The sequence below is a fragment of the Limosilactobacillus caccae genome, from assembly GCF_900156885.1.
Lineage (GTDB): Bacteria > Bacillota > Bacilli > Lactobacillales > Lactobacillaceae > Limosilactobacillus > Limosilactobacillus caccae.
In genome coordinates this window covers 1-22,595 of the sequence record NZ_FTOY01000004.1, presented here as the reverse complement: position 1 = coordinate 22,595, position 22,595 = coordinate 1, and the positions used below count along the sequence as shown (strand labels likewise).

19 protein-coding genes are annotated in these 22,595 nt (G+C 46.9%); 15 read left to right on the top strand and 4 right to left on the bottom strand.

Annotated features, from left to right (window positions below; genetic code table 11):
* Positions 1–48 precede the first annotated feature (48 nt).
* Together CZ502_RS00200 and codA are read left to right on the top strand one after the other, a co-directional pair.
* A complete protein-coding gene (locus CZ502_RS00200; RefSeq protein WP_438267727.1) occupies positions 49–1,383 on the top strand; it encodes a cytosine permease in 1,335 nt (444 codons plus the stop codon).
* Positions 1,377–2,615 (top strand): cytosine deaminase, encoded by a 1,239-nt coding sequence (codA, locus tag CZ502_RS00195; protein WP_076459121.1) that lies wholly within the window; start codon positions 1,377–1,379, stop codon positions 2,613–2,615. The genes CZ502_RS00200 and codA overlap by 7 nt, the downstream gene beginning before the upstream one ends.
* Before the next feature lie 122 nt (positions 2,616–2,737).
* Here codA and cbpA read toward each other — a convergent pair whose 3' ends face one another.
* From cbpA to CZ502_RS00180, 3 genes are all read right to left on the bottom strand, one after another.
* Positions 2,738–3,376 (bottom strand): cyclic di-AMP binding protein CbpA, encoded by a 639-nt coding sequence (gene cbpA / locus CZ502_RS00190; protein WP_076459120.1) that lies wholly within the window; start codon positions 3,374–3,376, stop codon positions 2,738–2,740.
* A gap of 145 nt (positions 3,377–3,521) precedes the next feature.
* Positions 3,522–4,913, bottom strand: coding sequence for a hypothetical protein (locus tag CZ502_RS00185; protein ID WP_076459119.1), 1,392 nt, complete (start codon positions 4,911–4,913; stop codon positions 3,522–3,524).
* A 71-nt stretch (positions 4,914–4,984) separates the two neighbouring features.
* On the bottom strand, positions 4,985–5,416 hold the full coding sequence (locus CZ502_RS00180; protein WP_159434541.1) for a MarR family winged helix-turn-helix transcriptional regulator: 432 nt from the start codon (positions 5,414–5,416) through the stop codon (positions 4,985–4,987).
* Positions 5,417–5,551: 135 nt separating this feature from the next.
* Here CZ502_RS00180 and pth point away from each other — a divergent pair, with 135 nt between their 5' ends.
* The 11 genes from pth (at position 5,552) to lysS (ending at position 18,966) form a co-directional block, all read left to right on the top strand.
* Positions 5,552–6,112 (top strand): aminoacyl-tRNA hydrolase, encoded by a 561-nt coding sequence (gene pth / locus CZ502_RS00175; RefSeq protein WP_076459117.1) that lies wholly within the window; start codon positions 5,552–5,554, stop codon positions 6,110–6,112.
* 22 nt (positions 6,113–6,134) lie between these two features.
* Entirely contained in the window at positions 6,135–9,686 is a 3,552-nt protein-coding gene (mfd, locus tag CZ502_RS00170) for a transcription-repair coupling factor (protein WP_076459116.1), read from the top strand.
* Positions 9,686–9,958: an RNA-binding S4 domain-containing protein gene (locus tag CZ502_RS00165; RefSeq protein WP_076459115.1), complete on the top strand. Its 273-nt coding sequence runs from the start codon at positions 9,686–9,688 to the stop codon at positions 9,956–9,958. Before mfd ends, CZ502_RS00165 begins: the two co-directional genes overlap by 1 nt.
* A 97-nt stretch (positions 9,959–10,055) precedes the next feature.
* Positions 10,056–10,409, top strand: a complete 354-nt coding sequence (locus CZ502_RS00160; protein ID WP_076459114.1) for an FtsB family cell division protein — start codon at positions 10,056–10,058, stop codon at positions 10,407–10,409.
* A gap of 190 nt (positions 10,410–10,599) precedes the next feature.
* On the top strand, positions 10,600–11,094 hold the full coding sequence (locus tag CZ502_RS00155) for a S1 domain-containing RNA-binding protein (RefSeq protein ID WP_076459113.1): 495 nt from the start codon (positions 10,600–10,602) through the stop codon (positions 11,092–11,094).
* A complete protein-coding gene (gene tilS / locus CZ502_RS00150; protein ID WP_076459112.1) occupies positions 11,094–12,488 on the top strand; it encodes a tRNA lysidine(34) synthetase TilS in 1,395 nt (464 codons plus the stop codon). Before CZ502_RS00155 ends, tilS begins: the two co-directional genes overlap by 1 nt.
* Positions 12,481–13,023: a hypoxanthine phosphoribosyltransferase gene (gene hpt / locus CZ502_RS00145; RefSeq protein ID WP_076459111.1), complete on the top strand. Its 543-nt coding sequence runs from the start codon at positions 12,481–12,483 to the stop codon at positions 13,021–13,023. The genes tilS and hpt overlap by 8 nt, the downstream gene beginning before the upstream one ends.
* Positions 13,024–13,205: 182 nt before the next feature.
* Positions 13,206–15,326 carry an ATP-dependent zinc metalloprotease FtsH gene (ftsH, locus tag CZ502_RS00140; protein WP_076459110.1) on the top strand — a complete coding sequence of 707 codons (2,121 nt, stop codon included), beginning with the start codon at positions 13,206–13,208 and terminating at the stop codon, positions 15,324–15,326.
* Positions 15,327–15,409: 83 nt separating this feature from the next.
* Positions 15,410–16,309 (top strand): Hsp33 family molecular chaperone HslO, encoded by a 900-nt coding sequence (hslO, locus tag CZ502_RS00135; RefSeq protein WP_076459109.1) that lies wholly within the window; start codon positions 15,410–15,412, stop codon positions 16,307–16,309.
* A gap of 98 nt (positions 16,310–16,407) precedes the next feature.
* Positions 16,408–17,421: a tRNA dihydrouridine synthase DusB gene (gene dusB, locus CZ502_RS00130; RefSeq protein WP_076459108.1), complete on the top strand. Its 1,014-nt coding sequence runs from the start codon at positions 16,408–16,410 to the stop codon at positions 17,419–17,421.
* 21 nt (positions 17,422–17,442) lie between these two features.
* The gene (gene lysS, locus CZ502_RS00125; protein ID WP_076459107.1) at positions 17,443–18,966 is read left to right on the top strand and encodes a lysine--tRNA ligase; all 1,524 of its coding nucleotides are present in this window, start codon (positions 17,443–17,445) and stop codon (positions 18,964–18,966) included.
* Positions 18,967–19,040: 74 nt separating this feature from the next.
* Here the strand turns inward: lysS and CZ502_RS00120 are convergent, their stop codons facing one another.
* Positions 19,041–19,574, bottom strand: a complete 534-nt coding sequence (locus tag CZ502_RS00120; protein ID WP_076459106.1) for a TetR/AcrR family transcriptional regulator — start codon at positions 19,572–19,574, stop codon at positions 19,041–19,043.
* A gap of 125 nt (positions 19,575–19,699) precedes the next feature.
* On the opposite strand from CZ502_RS00120, the gene CZ502_RS00115 reads away from it, so the two are divergent.
* Positions 19,700–20,566, top strand: coding sequence for a carotenoid biosynthesis protein (locus tag CZ502_RS00115; RefSeq protein ID WP_076459105.1), 867 nt, complete (start codon positions 19,700–19,702; stop codon positions 20,564–20,566).
* Positions 20,567–20,719: 153 nt separating this feature from the next.
* Positions 20,720–22,051: a dihydrolipoyl dehydrogenase family protein gene (locus tag CZ502_RS00110; protein ID WP_083673287.1), complete on the top strand. Its 1,332-nt coding sequence runs from the start codon at positions 20,720–20,722 to the stop codon at positions 22,049–22,051.
* The last annotated feature ends 544 nt before the right edge of the window (positions 22,052–22,595 follow it).

Sequence of the window (22,595 nt, the reverse complement as noted above, 5' to 3'; positions counted from 1 at the left end):
GGATGCATTGTGAAAGAAAAAGAGCATGCGACAATCTTGAGTATTCCAATGAAGAGTCGGCGGACAACAGTATGGGACATGTTTGCGACCTGGGTGGGGGCAAACGCAAACAACGGAACGTGGTTTGTCGGCGGGGTGCTCGCCGCTTGTGGATTTGCCGTTGCGATGAAGGTGCTGGTGTTATCATCCGCTTTATCCTACGTCTTTTTAAGTCTGATCGGTTACATCGGCTATAAGACTGGTGTGTCGACGATGAGCATTAGCCGGGCATCCTTTGGGGAACGGGGAAGTTATTTGCCATCGTTAGTTAACATTACCCAGTTTATCGGCTGGACCGCGGTCAATACCTTTATTGCGGCGCAGTCGGTCAGCCTCTTGTTCCACCAGCTGTTTGGCTGGCCAGTATGGGGCCAACGTGGTGGTGCCACGGGTCTGGTTGTGGGGATTATCGTGATGAGCGTTCTTCACATTATCAGTGTTTCCAGTGGTTCCCGGTCAGTGCAGCTGATTGAGCGCCTGGGAATTATCCTCGTGTTAGTCTTCGTTATCTGGGAGTCGATTGCGGTTTTTCGGACCGTTTCGTTTAGTCAAATCGTTGACTGGCACGTCCCAACACATTCTAAGATGGCCCTAGGCGCAGCAATTGATTATGTGGCTGCCTTTAACCTAGCCTGGGTGACGGCGGGGGCAGATTTCACCCGGTTCACCGCTAGTAAAAAGAACGCCACGTTAACCCCGTTTGGCGGCGCCTTGCTTGGGGTGATCTGGTTTGCCTTTATTGGCCTGATCTCGACCATTAGTATTGCCGTTTCAACGGGTGTTTACGATGCTAATAATTCTGACCCATCGACCATTGCCAGCAAGCTCGGACTGGGGGTCGTTGCCCTCCTGGTCATTATCCTGACGTCGATGACCGCCAATGCCGTCAACCTCCTGGCGGCGGGGTCAGCCCTTTCCAACATCTTTACGAAGCTGAAGTTGAAGTATTCCTTGTGGGTGGTGGTACTGCTTGCCACGATTGTTACCTTTATTCCGATGTTTGTCGGCAGTTTCTTGGCGACCTTTGAAAGCTTCCTGGACTATGTGGGGATGGTGCTTGGCCCAACAATTGCCATTATCTGTACGGATTTTTACTTCCGTGCGCACCGGCATTATGATATTGACCAACTAGGGAAAATCGGTGGTAAATACTGGTATAATGGAGGCATAAATTGGGTCGCAATCCTCGTCTTTGTCATCGGCGTTGCCTTTTTCCTGACCGTCCACCAGTTACCATTCTTTACGGCGACGGTCGGGGCGACGTTTATTGATATGGCATTGAGTGGAATCTTATACTATGGAATCATGTCACTGGTTGACCGAAAAGGAGCGGAAAAATGTTAATTAAAAATGTACATGTAGATAACCATGAAGAAATGGTTGATGTCCGGATTACGGATAGCAAATTCAGTGAGATTAAGGCCGGCTTAACAGCCAACAAGGGTGAGGAAGTCATTGATGGTAAGGGTAACCTGTTGCTACCACCATTTGTCGACTCCCACGTGCACCTGGATGCGACGCTTACTGCCGGGCAACCAGAATGGAATGAATCAGGAACCCTCTTTGATGGCATCCGAATTTGGAGCGAAAGAAAGCAAGACCTGACCAAGGAAGATGTTAAGAAGCGGGCAAAGCAGACCATCTTAAACATGGTGGGCCACGGGATCCAACACATCCGGAGTCACGTTGACGTTACCGACCCGCACCTGATTGCCGCCCAGGCGTTGCTTGAGCTGCGGGAAGAGCTTGCCGACCAGATTGACCTGCAATTAGTTGCCTTTCCACAAGAGGGGATCTTGAGCTATCCCCACGGCCGCGAGTTGATGGAACAGGCCGTCAAGGAAGGGCTTGATGTTGTCGGCGGGATTCCCCACTTTGAATTTACGACGGAATACGGTTGGCAGTCGGTCCACTTCCTGATGGCCTTAGCAGATAAGTACAACCGGCTAGTGGATGTTCACTGTGATGAAATCGACGACCCGGCTTCCCGGAACCTCGAAGTATTGGCAACGGAGACCTATGAGCGGGGGTTAAAAGACCGGGTGACTGCTAGTCACACGACCGCAATGGGTTCTTACAATGATGCCTACACCTACAAGCTGTTCCGCTTGCTTAAGATGAGTGACATTAACTTTGTTTCTAACCCATTAGTCAACGTTCACCTCGGCGGTCGTTTTGATACTTACCCGAAGCGGCGGGGGGTTACCCGGATTAAGGAATTGGATAACGCGGGCATCAATGTTTCATTTGGTGAAGACGATGTCCAAGATCCATGGAACCCGCTGGGCAACGGTAACATGCTCGATGTAGTGACGATGGGTGTTTATATTGCCCACCTGATGGGCTACCACCAGCTCCAAGATGCTTTTAAATACGTTACTTACAACGGGGCTAAGACCCTTCACATTACTGATAAGTACGGGATTGAAGAAGGAAAACCAGCTAACTGCATCATGTTGAATGCGGGTGACTTCTACAATGCCTTAAACAAGCACGTCGAAGTTCTCTACAACATCCGGCACGGGAAGGTATTAGCAACGACGACGCCAGCGGAAACAAACGTAAATATTAAGTAATCCCGTTAGATTAAAAGCGCCTAATAATAAGCAAGTAAAATTATCAGGCTTGATTAATATTTAACGGCAAAAAAGGCCTGCGATCAACGCACATTAAATGCTTGATCGCAGGCCTTTTGAATTTAATAACTTTGGTGCAAATCTTCAATCTCTGGAACTTCAAATCCCTTCTTTTGCAGCCGCTTAACGATCTTTTCCATCCGGTCCTTCGATACGTCGGCGGGCAGGGTGTAGAGGACCCGCTTCATCGTCTCCTCGTCAGGATCGAGAGAGATGACATTGGTGATCTGACAAAAACGGGTAATCTCCTTTGCGGCGGAGACAAGGGCCCCCCGCTCGTCAGGGGTGATGACGGTTAAGACATAGCTCCCGTTTTTGACATTCCACCCGGCAGCCAGCATCCGCAACAGGCTGTTATGGGTAAGGATACCGTAGAATTGGTTGTTGTCGTCCAGGACGGTGATGTAGGGGAGATCACGAATGGCAAAGAAGATGGTGAAGAAGGCGGCGTTGATCGAAATAAACTTGGTCGCGTTCTTTAGCAGGGTGGTTACTGGTAAGTCCATGTCGCCACCACGGGACTTATGCCGGTAAAGGTGCATTTTATAAATGTTTCCCCGAAAGATCTTCCCCGATTTATCGAGGACCGGGACACAGCGGTAGCCAGTCTCCTCCAAAACGTCAAGGGCTTCGCTGAGGGTCGCTGACTCGTCGAGCGTTGTTAAGGTTGATTTAGGTTTAATTAATGAATTGAAAATCATGGTTAACATCCTTTTATCGTTCTAAATGCATTCATTATGATAACACATTTCTATTAAAAAGATTAGAAAAAGATTAAAAGATTGCTTGCCGGCTAATTAGGAATAAAAAAAGCATGAGAGTGGCTAACCATCCCATGCCGATTAACTAACGTTTCTTTGTTGGATCTTTTACGAGATAGTAAATCATCCCGATCAGCAAAATGAGAATGCCGACCGCTAAGATCCCGGTGCCAGGGCCAAATGTGTGGTAATTGACGACCATAAAGACCAGCGCACCGATAAAGGTAACAAAAATGCCGACCCGGAGCAAAATTTGAACAATCCGATTGTCCTTTTCTTTTAATGAATGTTCGGCGAGCAACATAATCAGCATTATTGCCGGGAAGAGGAGCAAGCAGACATCAACGTGCAGCAAGCGGAAGATGAAACCGAAGTCTCCCCGCGGCGTTGTCGGCACATCTGAATTATAGAGGTCTGCCCGGTATTCTTCCAAAAAGCCCAGGCCGCCAACGCAAAGGTAAATGCAGATCATCGCGGTAAAGATCCCCCGTGCTGTGATCTGCTCATTGCGTGACAATTGATGGTTGGCGTCGTGCTGACCAAAAGAGCTTGCCCCAGTAATTAGCAATGCACCAATAAAGGTGAAGGTGCCGATAACAAAGTCACCAAGGTCGATTCCGGCAACGCTTTGGCCACGTGGCTCAAAGAATCCTTTTTCCGTGAAAATGTGCGGAATCTGGACACCGGAACCACCTAACCCGGCAACTAAGTAAATGATTAAGGTTAGGATAATGCCGATGATTAAACACCACTCACCAATATTCCGAACTGCGCGGGCCTTACCAATCAGGTAGCTGCCAAAGCGGTAATTGGCGATCGCGATTAGCAAGGAAAGAACAGAAACGACCATCATATCGGAGTGGGTCCGCAGCAAAGCGTCCTGCCATTCTGCAAGGGTATAGCCGATTTGGTGCGCGTACCATCCACAGATTCCGGGCCAATTGCCAAAGTCGAGGATGAAACCAACCAGGTCACCAAAGAGGCCCGCAATTAATGCTGACGCGGAAGCGAGCAAGCCAATCCAATAAGCTTTTGTCCGTTTGAAAGCCCGGTCTTTGACGATCAAAAAGCCAATTACCAGTGATAGCAAGATAATGTCTAAGCAGAACATGCTCAGGATTTGATACCAAAGGGTAATCTTATGCTCCATTGACCGGTTGATGGCCCCACCAGTAACGCCGATCAAGACACAACCGATCGTCAGATAAAAGATTAGCTTTTTGATCGTCTGGTTGAGGTGAAAACTATGGCTAACCATTAAGCCGGTAATTCCGGCAAAGCCAACGGTCAACCCATGCAAGAAGAAGATCCGCGAGTAATTAAGCGCACTACCACGGACCGTGTAAAAAGCGAATGGGCGAGAAACAAGTAGCCAGCCACCGAGTCCGTATATAATCATTACAACAACTAACCATTTGATGACGTACGACCACGAGTATTTACCGAGTCCAATATCATCATAACTATTATTTTTCATAACTGCCTCCGTATATTAGTATGATATCGTACTAATAATACCATAAATAAAAAGGCCTAAGCGATAAAATTTTAGGCCTGCTGATTTAACTCCTTGGCAAAGTCTTGTTTGATTTTGGTGAAACTAGTAAGGAACTGCGTGAAGATAGCCTCGTTTTCTCCCTGGGTAGCGAGTTCGGCAGCAGTTAATTCAGTTAGCAAGGGGGTGATGAATTGTTGCCCACTTGCCGTTAGCGAAAGAACTTTTTTTCGCCCGTCATGCGGGTCGTTGGTGACCTGGAGGATTTTTTCCTGCTGAAATTTTCTAATCATTGAGTTGATTGTTTGCTTCGGAATACTCCAGCGCTTGCTGATTTCGTTAGGGTGGGCGGTTTTATTGCGTCCAATATAGTAAAGAAAGTGTAGTTCGTTAAAGTTAAGGTTATACTTTTTCGCATAGTCGGCATAGAGCTGGGAGAACTCGGCGATTAGCTGTGCAAGGTCGTCAAAACGGTTTTTCATCATTAATATCACCTCAAAATACGGAGTCCCTTTCAGTGCGAATGGGTCTGACATAATGTATAATACTACTTAATTATAACTTACGCTGGACGGGTTAGCTTGCCGTGCAGCTTTTTTGCGTGAAAGGATGAAAAAATCATGAAGATGATTGTTGGTTTAGGAAATATCGGGACCCGCTATGATGAGACACGGCACAATACCGGCTTTATGGTAGTTGACCAGTTAGCCCTGGATTACCATTTGGGAGCTTTTACCCACCTCAAGCAGGAGGCGGTTGCAGTGACCGGGGTAATCAACGGCGAAAAGGTCATGCTAGTCAAGCCGACGACGTTCATGAATGATTCGGGCCGCGCTGTGGGGCCATTAGTCGACTATTATGATATCGACCTTGACGACTTAGTAGTGGTCAACGATGACCTCGACATGCCGGTGGGCAAGATTCGCTTAAAGACGCATGGTGCCTCTGGTGGTCACAATGGCTTGAAGAGCATCATCAACGCTTTGGGGACGAAAAACTTTAACCGGGTAAAGGTCGGCATTGACCATCCCCAACACGGAACAGTTGTCAGTCATGTATTAGGAAAGTTTTCCAAAGAAGAACGGCCCCACTTTGACCAGGCGGTTGAGCAGGCAGAACACGCATTAGAAGACTGGATCAACGGGGAAGACTTTGCAAAGCTAATGAATGATTATAATTAGGAAAGGAAGGTGGCGTTAGCAGATGCAATTAGAAAACTTAATTGAAAGGACGCCATCATTTAAGGAGATTGCGGCAAGCATCCAGCCCAAGCAGCACCAGCTAATTACGGGGATTTCTGGCTCCGCGCGAACGGTCCTCTTAAGTGCCGTCCACGATCAGCTTCAGCAACCGCTATTAGCAGTGACGGATAGTTTGGCGCACATGGAAGAGTTGGCAAGCGACTTGGAAAATCTCTTGCCGGATACCGCAGTTTACCAGTTTCCGGTTGAAGAAGTCCTGGCAGCAGAAGTGGCGACTAGTTCACCAAACTACCGCTTGCAACGGGTGCTGGCCCTCAATGCCCTCGTCAACCAGCAGCCGGCGATCGTGGTCGCTTCGACGGCGGGCTTGCGGCGCAATGTGGTTTCGCCAGCAGACTTTGCCCGGGCTTCACTGACGGTCAAGACCGGTAGTGAACTTGACCCGGAAAAAATGCGGGCACAGCTTAGCGCGATGGGTTACCAGCTGCAAAAGATGGTTTTACGGCCCGGCGACTTTGCAATCCGGGGGTCAATCATTGATATCTATGCACTGAACACGGATAATCCGGTGCGGATCGACCTTTTTGACACCGAAGTAGACTCCTTGCGCTACTTCGATGCTAGTACCCAGCGGAGTATTGACAATATCGAAGAGGCCCAGATCTTACCAGCAACGGACTTTATCCTGCCAGCAGCTGACTTTCCCCGGGTACTAACGGCCTTGCAACAGGAATACACGGAATTACAGGGCCAACTTGACGAAAATGATGAGGATATTAACCAGCAGTTAGCGAACCGCTTTGAACCGCTGATCAATGCGCTCAAAAATCAGCAACTGACCAATGACCTGCTTGAGTTTAGTGACCTTGTGTACCCTAGTAAGCACTCGCTCTTTGATTACCTGCCAGCAGGAGGGGCGGCCTTTTTTGACGACCTAACTCGGATTAAGCAGACCGCTAAGCAGATGCAAGAAGAAGACAGCGGCTGGTTTAAGGACAAGGTCGCCCACCACCAGCGGACTAGCTTGCCAGAACTGAGCAATGACGTCAGCAAGTTCATTAAGGCCGATAGCCATGCCCAGTTGTACGGGGCCCTGTTTAAAAAGGGGATGGGCAACCTAAAGCTTGCGCGGATTACCGATTTAAATAGCCGGACGATGCAGCGCTTCTTCGGGCAGATGCCGTTATTAAAAACAGAACTCCAGCGGTGGACTGACCAGGGACAGACGGTTGTGCTCATGGCTAACAGTCCAGAACGGCGGAAACAAATCGCTAATACCCTGGCGGACTTTTCAATTCCGGTAACGGAGACTGAATTGCCAAACCTAAAACCGAATATCGTGCAGATAGTTGCGGCCAACCTCAATAATGGTTTTGAGATGCCATTGGCGGGGATCGTGGTGATTACTGAAGGAGAGATGTTTAAGCAGGTCAAAAAAGTTCACCACCGGGCGCAGAAGCTGGCAAATGCTGAGCGGTTAAAGAGCTATACGGACCTGAAGCCAGGGGATTACGTCGTCCACGTCAACCACGGAATTGGAATTTTCAGCGGGATTAAGACGATGGAAGTTGATGGTGTCCACCAGGATTACATGATCATCAACTACCGCAACAACGCCCAGATTTTCGTTCCGGTTACCCAGTTAAACCTGGTCCAGAAGTATGTGTCTTCAGAATCAAAGACGCCCCGGATCAATAAACTAGGTGGCAATGAGTGGGCTAAGACCAAGCGGCGGGTCTCGTCGAAGATTGAAGACATCGCGGACGAGCTAGTCGACCTCTATGCGAAGCGGGAGGCGGAAAAGGGTTATGCCTTCCCCCACGATGACTACTTGCAAAAGCAATTTGACGCTAACTTTCCGTATAGTGAGACCCGGGACCAGTTGCGCAGTATTAAAGAAATTAAGGAAGACATGGAAAAGGCCAAGCCGATGGACCGTTTGCTAGTCGGTGATGTCGGCTACGGGAAGACTGAGGTTGCCATGCGGGCGATTTTCAAGGCCGTCGCTGGTGGCAAGCAGGTCGCCTTCCTGGTGCCCACAACCGTCCTTGCCCAGCAACACTACGATACCCTGCAACGGCGATTTGAGGGCTTTCCAATTACAATCAGCTTAATGTCGCGGTTTAAGACAAATAAAGAATTGAAAGAAACCGAGCAGGGACTGGCTGACGGGACGGTCGATGTTGTTGTCGGTACCCACCGGATTTTGTCCAAGGATGTTCAATTCAAGGACCTCGGCCTCTTGATTGTCGACGAAGAGCAGCGTTTTGGGGTTAAGCATAAGGAAAAACTAAAGCAGCTGAAAAACAACGTTGATGTTTTGACGCTGACGGCGACGCCAATCCCCCGGACACTCCACATGTCGATGCTGGGCGTCCGGGACTTATCAGTGTTGGAGACGCCGCCAGCTGGGCGTTACCCAATCCAGACTTATGTGATGGAACAAAATAGTGCGGCAATCCGGGATGGGATCCTGCGAGAGATCCAACGGGGTGGGCAGGTGTACTACCTCCACAACCGGGTCTACGATATTGAAGAGACAGTCGCCCAGTTGCAAGAGCTGGTTCCAGAAGCCCGGATTGCCTATATCAATGGGCAGATGAGTGAAAACGAGTTGGAGACGGTCCTGTACGAGTTTATCCAGGGGAATTATGACGTCTTAGTGACGACCTCGATTATCGAAACCGGGGTTGACATTCCTAATGCCAATACCCTCTTTGTGGAAAATGCCGACCGGATGGGCTTGGCCCAGCTTTACCAGATTCGGGGACGGATCGGGCGGAGCAACCGGGTGGCATATGCCTACTTCATGTACCAGCCCAATAAGGTACTGACGGAACTTGGTGAAAAGCGGTTGGCCGCAATTCGTGACTTTACCGAGCTGGGATCCGGTTTTAAAATTGCGATGCGCGACCTTGCTATTCGTGGTGCGGGAAACTTGCTTGGCAAACAGCAGCACGGCTTCATTGATTCCGTCGGTTACGACCTCTATTCGGCAATGCTTAGCGATGCCGTTGCGAAAAAGCAGGGGAAGAAGCAGACAATCCACTCTGATACCGAAGTAGAACTGGGGGTTGAAGCCTATCTCCCTGATGACTATGTCAGTGACCAGCGGCAAAAGATTGAACTGTATAAGAGTATTCGTCAGGCGAAGACGGATGACGAGTTGATCGATATCCAGGGTGACATGATTGACCGCTTTGGTGATTACCCCGCAGCAGTCGGCACCCTCTTGCTAGTTAGTCAGTTGAAGAACCATGCGGACTTGGCAATGATGAATGAAATCAAGCGACAACGCGACAACATCAACATTGTCTTTAACGAACGGGCGAGCCGGCTGATTAAGGCACCGGAAATCATTAAGGAACTCGCAAAGACCCGCTTTAAGGCAACGATTGGTGACGATGACCGTCGCCTGACCATCCGACTGGTTATCCAACCGAAGATGACCACGGATGACTGGCTCCACCAGCTATTGCAATTTGTGACGGCACTGGGGGAAGTTATCCAGAGTGATGATGAGAAACAGGACAAAAAAGGAGTAACAGAATAATGAGACTTGATAAGTTTTTAAAAGTGTCACGGATTATTAAGCGTCGATCAGTTGCAAAGGAGATTGCTGACCAGGGGCGGATCCTAATTAATGACCAGCCAGCAAAGTCCTCTAGCCGGGTTGGTGTTGGCGACACGTTGACGATAAAGTTTGGTAATAAGACGGAGACGGTTAAGATCAACCGGATCGTTGAGACGACCAAGAAGAGTGAAGCAGAGGACATGTACGAAATCCTCGATGAAAGCTACGCGGAGTCATTTGATCAGCTATAATCTTTTTTATGAAAAAAGTTAATAATTAGCTAGACATTGTTTGCGGCAACTTGCTATACTTAAAGCGTGATAAGTTAAGGATGGAGGGGAATGTCAGATGAAAGCGCAGTCTGATAAAGTTTCACAATTGGATACCCCCTATGCCCGGCAGGTTACTGGTGACCGCAATAAGAGACGGCAGGTTCATAAGCGGCGATGCAAGCGAATCGTTGCCGTCTTTTTAGTTGTGTTCCTCATTTTTGGCATCCAAATTTTCCAAAGCAAGCGGACATTGGCGGATATTAATGGCAATATTAATCAAGCACAGGCGCAATTAACAAAGCAAAAAGAAAAGAATGAACAGTTGGAGCATGAGATTAAAATGCTTCATAATCCGGACTACGTTCAACAAGTGATTCGTGCAAAGTACAATTACTCTAAGAAGGGCGAGACAATTTATAATTTAAACTAGCAGGGCAAAAAGCCACTTTTAGTGGAGGACCGGCGGATTTAAATGTTAAAATTAATAGGAGGCTGTGCTGCAAGGCCAGCCCTTATTTTTTAACCTAATTTATCGCATTTCCATGCTTGTCCGGAAAGCAAGTTATGGTATACTCAAGTACAAAATATTTAAGATGGTTCGAGGAGGATCAATAAGTTTCATGGCAATTGAAGTTGGAGCAAAGGTTTCAGGTAAGGTTTCAGGAATCACCAATTTTGGTGCGTTCGTTGATTTGGATGATGATCAAACGGGATTAGTACACATCAGTCAGATTTCCGACAAGTACATCAAGGACGTTCATGATGTGTTATCAGTCGGGGATGAAGTTACGGCAAAAGTGACGCGGATTGGTGATGATGGCAAGATTGCTCTATCGATCAAAGCTGCTGCTCCTCATGAACACCAAGATCACCACGACAATCATCGGGATAATAATAACCACCACGGCTTTCACCATGACCGGAATAATAACTTCCGCGGTCACCGTGACAACTTCCGTGGCGGCTTTAACGGTGGCCACCACCGTAACACGAAGCAACACGAAGACTTTAACGACATGTTAGCAGGATACCTAAAAGAGAGTGAATCACGCTTATCAACCTTGAAGCGGCAGACAGATGGTAAGCGCGGTGGCCGTGGCGGCCGGCGTAGCTAATGCTGACATTACAAAAGCAATTTGAGCGGCACCTTGAGAGGAGTCGCTTTTTTAATTCCCATGACAAGCTGGTCGTGGCGGTTTCAACCGGGGTCGACTCGATGGTGTTGCTTGACCTGTTGCAGTCCGTGCCTGACCACCAACGGCCGCAGTTAGTTGTCGCCCATGTAAACCATGAGCTGCGGGCACAAAGTGATGAGGAAGAGCACTACATTAGGCAGTATTGTACCGTCCACCATCTTCCACTGGTGGTAAAACATTGGCCGCAAGCTACGCACCCACAGCACGGGGTTGAAAATGCTGCCCGGCAGTTCCGCTACCGCTTTTTTGCGGCAGTGATGGCTGATCAACGTGCGCAGTTTCTAGCGACCGCCCACCACCAAAATGACCTGGCAGAGACAATGCTGATGAAAATGACCCGGGGCGGCGACCTTTCCCAATTGGTGGGGATCAGCGACCGCCGTCCTTTTGCCACGGGCGAGCTTGTCCGTCCACTCTTGCCGTTTAGCAAGGAGCAATTGCAAGAGTATGCGACTACCCGCCAGCTAAAATGGTATGAAGATGAAACTAACCATGAGCTAGATGTGCAACGTAATCGATTTCGGCACGAGATCCTTCCGCTATTAGAAAAGGAAAATCCCCGCGTCCGTGAACATTTAGCTAACTACCACCGCCAGCTGACAGAACTACTAGCATGGCAAGAAGAAGCAATCAGCCACCAGCTCAGTCAGGTGGTTGACCGTAATCACCGGCTGAAAATCTTGCCGTTCCTTGCCGCTCCTGAACCAGCGCAGCGCCCACTCCTCGAACGATGGCTAAACCGCCAGCGAGTTTATGACCTAAAAGATCGTCAACTGACTGCGATCCTCCAGCTGTTGGTAAACGAGCAAACACCGCAACAGGCCGTTGAATTACCGGGGAATTTTACCCTGGTAAAGGACTATCAGTATTGCCTGGTAAAAGATCATAAGAAATTACCGCAGGAGCTACAAAAGTTTCAGCCCCATGTGATAGAATTGGAACAATGGTACCGCATTAGTGACACAAGAAAACTAGCCGTTGCGACCCGGGAAAGTTTCTTTACGGATGATGAAGAGGTGATGGCGATGTGGCTTTCACCAGATCAGTTGCCGTTGACCCTTCGCCGCTGGCAACCAGCTGACCGTTTGCGGTTAAAGGGCGGGGGCCATCAACGGGTTAAACGGGTGTTGATCGACCAAAAAGTTTCCCAGCAAGCACGGGAGCGGCAACTGGTATTAGTCGATGCCCGTGGCGAAGTAGTATGGCTGCTTGGCCGCAAGTGGAGCTGGTTTGCGCGTCCGCAAGACTTTCGTCAACAATGGCGGCCAGTGGTAATCGGAATCAAGGATGAAGAGGAGAAAAAGCATGAATAACGACATTGAGCGTGTGTTATACAGTGAGCAGGATATTGCAGAGGCGATTGACCGCCTTGCCAGTCAACTTACGGAGGAATATAAGGATAAGCGGCCAATCATCATTTCAGTCCTGTCAGGAGCAATTTTATTTACGGTTGACATGATTGAAAAGATGGATATCATGGCGCAATTAGACTTTATCGACGTCTCCACTTACTTTGGTGGTACAGAATCGACCGGTAAGTTAAAGCTCATCCATGACCTTAATAAGGACGTCAAGGACCGCAATATCTTAATTATGGAAGATATTGTCGACAGTGGGCACACGTTGAGTTACTTGATTGACTTATTAAAGGAACGGGGAGCTAAGAGCGTCAAGACTGTTTCCTTACTTGATAAGCCAGAGGGACGGGAATACGACGTTGAGGTTGATTACTACGGCTTCAAGGTTCCAAATGAATTCTTGGTGGGCTACGGTCTTGACTACAAGGGTTACTACCGTAATTTGCCGTACGTCGGCATCTTAAAGCCATCAGTTTATGAAAACGATTAAAATTTTGCAAAAGTGAGCCATATTTATTGCAATAGTTAGCGCTAAAACATATCATAAATTTTATTGGCTACTTAAAGTTGTGACCATTAATTTCTTGCTTTTAATTAATGGTCAATGATTGTCATGTATGCTATGATAATGACTACAACTACAATATCGTTGTTGGTAGATAGGAGGTTGTTATGAACAACAATCGTAAAAGAAACAATTTTACTCATAACGTTCTCTTCTACGCCGTGATGTTCTTGTGCATTATGGGAATTGCCTACTTCTTCTTCGGTGGTAATCCATCGACGGGACAAAGTAAGACAGTTTCGCAAAGCGAGTTTATCTCCGAATTGAAGAGTAATAAAGTTAAGAGTGTTCAACTTCAACCTAACGGTGGTGTTTACAAGGTTACTGGTACATACCGGAAGCCACAAAAGAATAATAGTGACACCGCCAATAATAGTTTTGCTCTTGCTACACAACGAAGCGGTAAGGTTACCCAGTTCCAAAGCTCTGTTTTGGCAAGCGATGTAACTGTTGGTCAGCTTGAAAAATATGCTAATAAGCATGATGTCAAGGTATCGACCCGGGCTGAAGAATCTAACAGCATTTGGGTTAACTTACTGCTCACCGTCTTGCCACTGGTTATCTTGATCTTCTTCTTTTATATGATGATGGGTCAAGCTGGCCAAGGTGGCGGCGGTCGTGGCGTGATGAGCTTTGGGAAGACAAAGGCCAAGCCGGCCGATGCCAAGAAGAACAAGGTTCGTTTCTCCGACGTTGCTGGTGAAGAAGAAGAAAAACAAGAGCTTGTCGAAGTTGTTGAATTTCTGAAGAATCCAAAGAAGTTTACTAAGCTGGGGGCAAAGATTCCATCAGGGGTCTTGCTCGAGGGTCCTCCAGGTACTGGTAAGACCTTGCTTGCCAAGGCCGTTGCTGGTGAATCTGGTGTGCCATTCTTCTCCATTTCTGGTTCGGACTTCGTTGAGATGTTCGTCGGTGTTGGTGCCAGCCGGGTTCGTGACTTATTCGAACAAGCCAAGAAGGCTGCACCAGCGATTATCTTCATCGATGAAATTGATGCCGTTGGTCGGCGCCGTGGAAACGGCATGGGCGGTGGCCACGATGAACGTGAGCAAACGCTGAATCAGTTGCTGGTTGAAATGGACGGGTTCCAAGGTGATGAAGGGGTCATCGTGATGGCCGCTACTAACCGTTCCGATGTCTTGGACCCAGCCTTACTGCGGCCAGGACGGTTTGACCGGAAGATCTTGGTTGGCCGGCCAGATGTTAAGGGCCGTGAAGCGATCCTTCGTGTTCACGCAAAGAACAAGCCAATGGCAAGTGACGTTGACTTGAAGGAGATTGCTAAGCAAACACCGGGCTTTGTCGGTGCTGACTTAGCCAACCTCTTAAACGAAGCCGCATTATTAGCCGCGCGGCGTAACAAGTCTGAGATCGACGCTGCGGACCTTGATGAAGCTGAAGACCGTGTCATTGCCGGTCCTGCTAAGCACAACCGGGTTCAATCCGAACAAGAACGGAAGACGGTTGCTTACCACGAAGCCGGTCACACCATCGTCGGGTTAGTCTTAAATGATGCCCGGGTCGTTCACAAGGTAACGATTGTGCCACGTGGTCGTGCCGGTGGTTACGCAATCATGTTGCCACGGGAAGACCAGATGCTGATGTCAAAGAAGAATGCTGAAGAACAGATTGCCGGTTTGATGGGTGGTCGTGCGGCTGAAGAGATTATCTTTAAGTCCCAATCTTCAGGTGCTTCTAATGACTTTGAACAGGCAACTCAGATTGCCCGGTCAATGGTTACCCAGTATGGGATGAGTGACAAGATTGGGCCAGTTGAACTGCAAAGTTCTGGCCAGGTATTTACTGGTCAAGGCTTCGACCAATCACCTTACTCTGAAAAGACTGCCGCACTGGTTGACGAAGAAGTTCGCCGGATCTTGATGGAAGGGCATGAGACTGCCTTACACATTATCGAGACCCACCGTGAACAACACAAGCTGATTGCGGAAGCATTGCTCAAGTACGAAACGCTTGATGAAAAGCAAATTATCAGTATTTACAAGACTGGAAAGATTCCTGATAAGGATGTTGCTGCTGAAGATGAAGAGGCACGTGCCCAAACATTCGAAGAATCAAAGCGTGAACTTGAACGGTTGGAAAATGAACGTCATGATGAAGCAAAGGAAAACGAGCTTGAAGAAAAGCATGATTCCCCTGCGGACAATAATGACGGTGCAAACAATTCACAATCGACTGATGATCCAGATAAGTCTGATCACCAAGAATAAGTTGATTAAAGACGGAAGGGACAAAACCTATGGGTGGCGGATCTTCCGTCTTTTCGTTAGGACAAATTAAGGAGGAAGAACAAATGCAATCAACAGACTATTTAGTAAAGAGTATGACCAAGGATGGTAAGTTCCGGGCATACGCGGTTAACGCAACCCGGCTAGTAGAAGAGGCCCACGAGATTCATGACACCTGGAGTGCATCATCGGCGGCGCTTGGGCGGACCCTGGTCGGGACGATCTTATTAGCAACGGCTGGCCTTCAGGGGGAAGCCGGGATGACGGTCAAGATTCAAGGGGATGGCCCGGTTGGCTTTATCATTGCTGACGGGACTGCCCAGGGAACGGTAAAGGGCTACATGGGTAACCCCCACGTTTCCTTACCGGCTAATGATAAGGGGAAGATTGACGTTTCGGGGGCAATTGGGAAGAAGGGGACCCTCGCCGTTACCAAGATGGCACCTGGTGACAAGACCCCGTACACTGGTGAAGTTAACCTGGTTTCTGGTGAACTAGGGGATGACTTTACTTACTACCTTGCCCAGTCAGAACAAATTCCATCAGCAGTGGGACTGTCCGTTTTTGTCAACCCGGATGAAAGCATTGATGTGGCGGGTGGTTTTATGATCCAGGTTATGCCGGGCGCAAGCGATGAAGAAATTAGCAAGCTCGAAAAGACACTGGCGGGCTTACCATTAGTATCCGAGATGCTTCGCGACGGGGACACACCAGAAGACATCTTAAAGAAGATTTTCGGGGATGACTTAAAGATCCTGGAGACGATGCCCGTTCGCTACGCCTGTGATTGCTCAAAGGAACGCTTTGCCCACGCCCTCGCAAGTATTGCCAAGGATGATATGAAGAAGATCATTGAAGAAGACCACCATGCGGAAACGGTTTGTCAGTTCTGTGGGAAGAAGTATGAATTTAACGAGGATGAGCTGAAAAAGATTTATGCGGAAATGACCGATAATCAGAACTAGTCTTTGGTGCTTTGCGGTTTGATATGCTATGATAGGTGAGTTAAAACGAGAAGTTGGACGGCCAGCACAGCTTTTCAAGTAATTAATGAGGTGAAAAAATGAAGTGGAAGATCGGTAACATTGAAATTCCGAACCAAGTTGTCGTCGCTCCGATGGCCGGGGTGACGAACTCTGCCTTTCGGGTTATCTGCAAAAAATTTGGCGCTGGTTACGTTGTTTGTGAGATGATTTCTGACCGGGGAATTATGTACCACAACCAGCGGACGCTAAACATGATGGATGTCGACCCAAGTGAACACCCGATGGGGATTCAAATCTTTGGGGGCACGAAGGAGACCTTGGTCGAAGCCGCAAAGTACGTTGATGAACACACCGCGGCAGACGTGATTGACATCAACATGGGCTGCCCGGTAAATAAGGTTGTGAAGACCGATGCTGGTGCCCGGTGGCTGCTTGACCCGAATAAAGTCTATGAGATGGTGTCATACGTGACGGATGCCGTAAAGAAGCCGGTGACCGTTAAGATGCGGACTGGTTGGGATGACAAGCACATCTATGCCGTTGAAAATGCCCTCGCTGCTGAACGGGCAGGGGCCAGTGCAATTGCGATGCACGGCCGGACCAGAAAACAGATGTATACGGGACACGCTGATTGGAATATACTAAAAGAAGTAGCAGGTCAACTAAAGATTCCGTTCATGGCAAATGGGGATATCCGGACGCCAGAAGACGCTAAAGAAGTATTAGAAATGACTGGAGCGACCGCCGCAATGATCGGCCGGGCCGCCATGGGGAACCCGTGGATGCTTACCCGGACCGAGCATTACCTGGAAACCGGTGAACTCTTGCCAGAGGCCACCCCTGAGCAAAAGATTAAGATGGCTAAAGACCACCTTAACCGCTTAGTCGATTTGAAGGGTGAATACGTTGGTGTCCGCGAATTCCGTGGTTTGTCGACATACTACATCAAGGGGATTCCACGGGCAGCGCGGACCAAGGTTGCCCTGGTTGAAGCGGAGACGCTCGATGAGATGAATGAGATTTTTGACCGTTTTGCTGAAGAAACTGCTGAACGTGAAGCCAAGCGGGCAGCACGGAAGCAAGAAGCCTAGATAACGAGGAGGAAAAGTTAAGTGTCACAAGAATTAGATCAGATGCGCGTTCGTCGCGAAAAGATGGAAGAGCTAAAGGAAGCAGGGATTGAACCCTTTGGTCGCCGGTTTAAGCGGGACCACCTGGCGCAACAATTACACGACGAATTTGACCAGTTTGATAAGGAAGAATTAAACGAAAAGGGTGCCATGGTAGTTATTGCCGGCCGGATGACGAGAAAGCGGAGCAGCGGTAAGGCGGGCTTTGCGGACTTTGTTGACCGGACTGGGAAGATCCAAGTGTACGCGCGAAAGGACATGGTGGGGGACGAACCATACCACGTCTTTAAGCGTGCCGACATCGGTGACTTCCTGGGAATCGAAGGGGATGTTATCAAGACTGATACCGGTGAATTAACCGTCCGGGCCCACAAGATTACCTTCTTATCCAAGGCATTACGGCCATTGCCAAACAAGTGGGACGGGGTTACTGACCCAGAGACCATCTACCGGCAGCGTTATCTTGACCTAATTTCTAACCCAGAGAGCTTCAAGCGGTTCCACCAGCGGACGGCGATCATCAAGGCTGTTCGTCAATACATGGATGACCATGACTTTACTGAAGTTGAGACCCCAATCTTAAATACCCAGGCCGGTGGTGCCAATGCACGGCCATTTATTACCCACCACAATGCCTTGGATATTGATATGTACCTGCGGATTGCCACTGAACTGTACTTGAAGCGGTTAATCGTTGGTGGTTTTGAACGGGTATACGAACTTGGCCGGATTTTCCGGAATGAGGGGATGGACCCGCACCACAACCCTGAATTTACGACGATGGAAACCTATGCGGCATACTTTGACTTCCGTGATGTAATGGATGAAACGGAAGGAATCGTTAAGGCGGCCGCCAAGGTTGTTTCTGACGATGGGAAGATCACTTACCAAGGCAAGGAAATTGACCTTGGTGGCGACTTTAAGCGGGTGACAATGGTTGATGCCGTTAAGGAAAAGACGGGCATTGACTTTGGCGACCAATCAATGACTGACGACGATGCAAAGAAGTTGGCTGATGAAAAGCACGTTCAATACGAACAGTACTGGACGAAGGGACACATTTTAAACGCCTTCTTTGAAGAATTCGTTGAAGATACGCTGATCCAACCAACTTTTGTTTACGAGTATCCAGTCGAAGTGTCACCACTGGCTAAGCGGAACAAGGAGAACCCAGCGATGACTGACCGGTTCGAATTGTACGTTGACGGTAGTGAATTAGCTAACGCCTTTAGTGAATTAAATGACCCAATTGACCAGAAGGAACGTTTCGAGATGCAAGCAAAGGAAAAGGCTAACGGGAATGACGAAGCCGAACCAGTTGACCTCGATTACGTTCAAGCCCTGGAATACGGGATGCCGCCAACGGGTGGTCTCGGCATTGGGATTGACCGCTTAGTAATGTTGCTGACTGATGCAAAGTCAATCCGCGACGTCATCCTCTTCCCAACCATGCGTCCGGAAAAGGAAGACCAAGCTGATTCAAAGAAGAAGAACAAGAAGAAGTAGTTACGACTACGAGATAAAAAAGCCACATCACTGCGATTGCTGCAGGGGATGTGGCTTTTTTTGATGGACATAAGTTATTGAAGAAGATTAGTAATAATTGTCGCCATTTTCTCGTCACTTTCATGGAAACCATCCTTGGCCCATGTCAAGAGGATTTTATATATCCCCCCTGCCGTATAAGCAATGGTATATTTTTCTTCTGCTGGAGAGTATGCATTTGACGAAAATGGCCCTTTAAAAAGCGCGTAGAGGTATGAATCAAAGCGCTCAAGGATGAGGAAAGTAAGGTTAGAATTAATCAGATTCTTGAGAAAAATCGCGTGCTTCCTAAAATAAGCAAAAAATAATCTTGCATTTTTATACGGGTCATTCGACTTATGGGCGAGAAGTTCTTGTGAATACTCTTCAAAAAGTTCGTCAAGGTAGGTGATAATGATGTCTTCTTTTGACTTATAATTGCGATAATATGCCATCCGTGATACGCCAGCTTTATTTGTTATTTCAGTAATTGTGATTTCTTGGAATGGCTTCTTCTGCATTAATAGCATTAGTGCCGAAAATATCCAATCTTTGACTAAAACGTTTTGTGTATTTTTTATCTTTTTCATAAACAATTTACCCCCTTTTGTAACAGTAAGGCTGACGACCATTTTATTTTATGTGTCAGTTGATATAATTATATCCACGTTACAAGTGTAACGGAAGTTAATGACTTTTGGAACGGGGGAAAATAATGACTGATAAAAAGAATGTTTCTTTAGCAACAAAGGATAAGAGTGGTTATTACCGCTGGGGATTGATTGCAGTGATGTTTTTGCTGTCCTTATCATTCTTTTATGTTACTAGTGAGAGCGTAACGACAAGCATTCATGTAATCTTTGCGTTAATTATTGCAGTATTGGCTTTTGCTCATGGATATAAAAGATTTGGCTTGCGGAATATGATAATATTTTTTATCATTACTTGGCTGGTTAGTAACACGTTTGAATCATTAAGCATTGCAACTGGTTTTCCATTTGGGCACTATCACTACACGATGCCTGGACCAAGGCTAGTTAATGTGCCGCTTGTGATTATGCCTGCGTATTTCGGAATGGGGTATATGTCTTACAACTTATCGACGATTTTAATTGGTCAGTATGATAAGAAATTAAAAGGCATGCAGACATTCTTTGTTCCGTTTATTGCAGCATTTATTATGGTGATGTGGGATGTAGTTATGGACCCAGCAGCATCAACGATTAATCACCAATGGATTTGGCACGATGGTGGAAATTATTTTGGTGTGCCCCTTTCGAACTATGCAGGGTGGTTTTTAGTTGTTTATCTTTTCATGCAAGCTTTTGCAATATACCTAGCTAAGTTTGCCCAAAATACTAGTTCTAAAAAAATTAGTAAATCTTTTTGGCTTGAGCCCGTATTTATATATGGGATTGAAGGAATTTCATTGATTGCACCTGCTTTTATGGAGCATACGAATGTCCAGATCTATAGTTCGACCGCACTTGTTTGTGTTTTTACAATGTTCTTCGTTACTATTTTGGCAATTATAAATCTTATTAATAAGCAATTCGAGAAAGTTGGCGATACTCCTAATTGAAAATAGGTGTTGGGAGTTTTTAGACTGCTTTGCAAATGACCATCAACATTCTAAATGTGAATGCTGGTGGCCATTTTTTTGCTAAAGGCAAATTTTTATTCTCAATCCGGGATTTAAGTTATACTTACTTTAACAATGTGCGACTTTGGAGGGATGAAGATGAAAAAGTATGATGAAATTCTGATTGGGTCCGGCCCAGCTGCTTATAAGATGGCCAATTTATTAGCCCAAACCGACCATCAAGTATTGGTAATTGAAGGCTTTGAATATGGCGGAACGTGTCCTAATTATGGTTGTGAACCAAAAATTTTTCTTGAAGGGGCTGCCCGGACTGTTTTACAATCGCAGCAACTCCTTGGCCATGGGATTAGTCAACCAGCCACATTAGACTGGAAAACATTGATGCAGACTAAGCTTAACCGGTTTGACCCGTGGCCAAATGAAACTCGCGAGATCATTAAGAAGAGTCATGATATTGAAGATGGCTATGCAAAGTTTATTGACAATCAAACGGTGGAAGTTAACGGTCATCAATATCAAGCAGACCATATTATCATTGCAACGGGACAAACGCCGAATGTTTTAGATATCCCCGGGAAAGAGTATTTGCATACAAGTTATGACGTCCTGTCGTTAAAAGAACTGCCAAAACGGATTACCGTTATCGGAGCTGGCTTTGTTGGCTTAGAACTAGCAACCCTGGTGGCCGCTGCTGGCGCTGAAGTAACGATTATTGTTCATTCTGAACGCGTTTTGCGAGAATTTACTAAGGCAGAAGATGAGGCCCTGGTGGCGGCAATGAAACAACGGGGGATTAAGTTCAGCTTTAATACTAATACGCAAAAGGTAACCCAAGAAAAAGATGGCTTGGTGGTAACGACAGATCATGGTGAAGTCAAAACTGATTACATCCTTGATGCAACAGGTCGCCGGCCAAATATTGCAAAGTTGAGCCTCGAAAACACAGCCATTAAGTATGATCGTCATGGGATTCAAGTTGATGGTAATTTGATGACCACAGTCGATGGTGTTTATGCGATCGGGGATGTGGTTAGTCGAAAAGAACCTAAGTTAACTCCAGTTGCCGAATTCGAAGGTCAATACTTGGTTGATTATTTACTGGGGAAAACAAAGCAAACAATCACCTACCCAACAATTGGGCAAGCGGCCTTTACCTATCCAGAAGTTGCCCGGGTCGGGGTTAATGCTGACGAGGTGGTTAACGATTCGCAGTACCAGGTTAAGACGTTCCCACTTAAATTCAGTAGCCTTTATGCTGGGCAAAATGATCAAATTAGTAGTTTGACGCTAGTGTTTAAGGATCAACAATTAGTCGGTGCCAGTGAAGTTGGCGATTATGCAGCTGATGACATTAATAACTTCTTGCCAATTATTGGCTTAGCGATTGACGGCGCAGAATATCGCCAGAAATTGATGGCGATTTACCCGACCTTAGGTGATAAGGTAGGGAGCTTGTTACCGTAATAAATGAGCAGCAGGGACCTGAGAAAATCCTGGTTAATTAAGACAGATTGAAAGACTGAGCAAAACGCTTAGTCTTTTTGCTTTTGTAAAGGCAAACATTAATCCGGGCTGAACCGTTAATCAACTAGGAATGGAGTAGTACAAACGAACATGGAATAGTAGTAGACAATAAAAAGTTCATGTTGCAAAAATATTTCAAATTTATTAAGAAAATGTGTTGACTATTTTTGCTTAAGCCTGTATAGTAATAAACGTTGTCACGGCGGTTATGACCGCTAAGCTGTTAACAAGTTATCAATAAAAAATTGAAATTAATTGTTGACATCAAGTTGATGATATGATATTCTAATAAAGTTGCTGATTGAGTTATCAATCAAAAGAAATTCTAAATTAATTAAAATTTCTTCTTGACAAGCCAATCAACGTTATGATAAAATATAAATGTTGATTGGCTACTTAATCAGCCAACAAGGTAGACCTTTGAAAACTGAACAAAGTTTCGACGAATCAAATGTGTAGGGTCTTCAATCATTTATGATTTGAA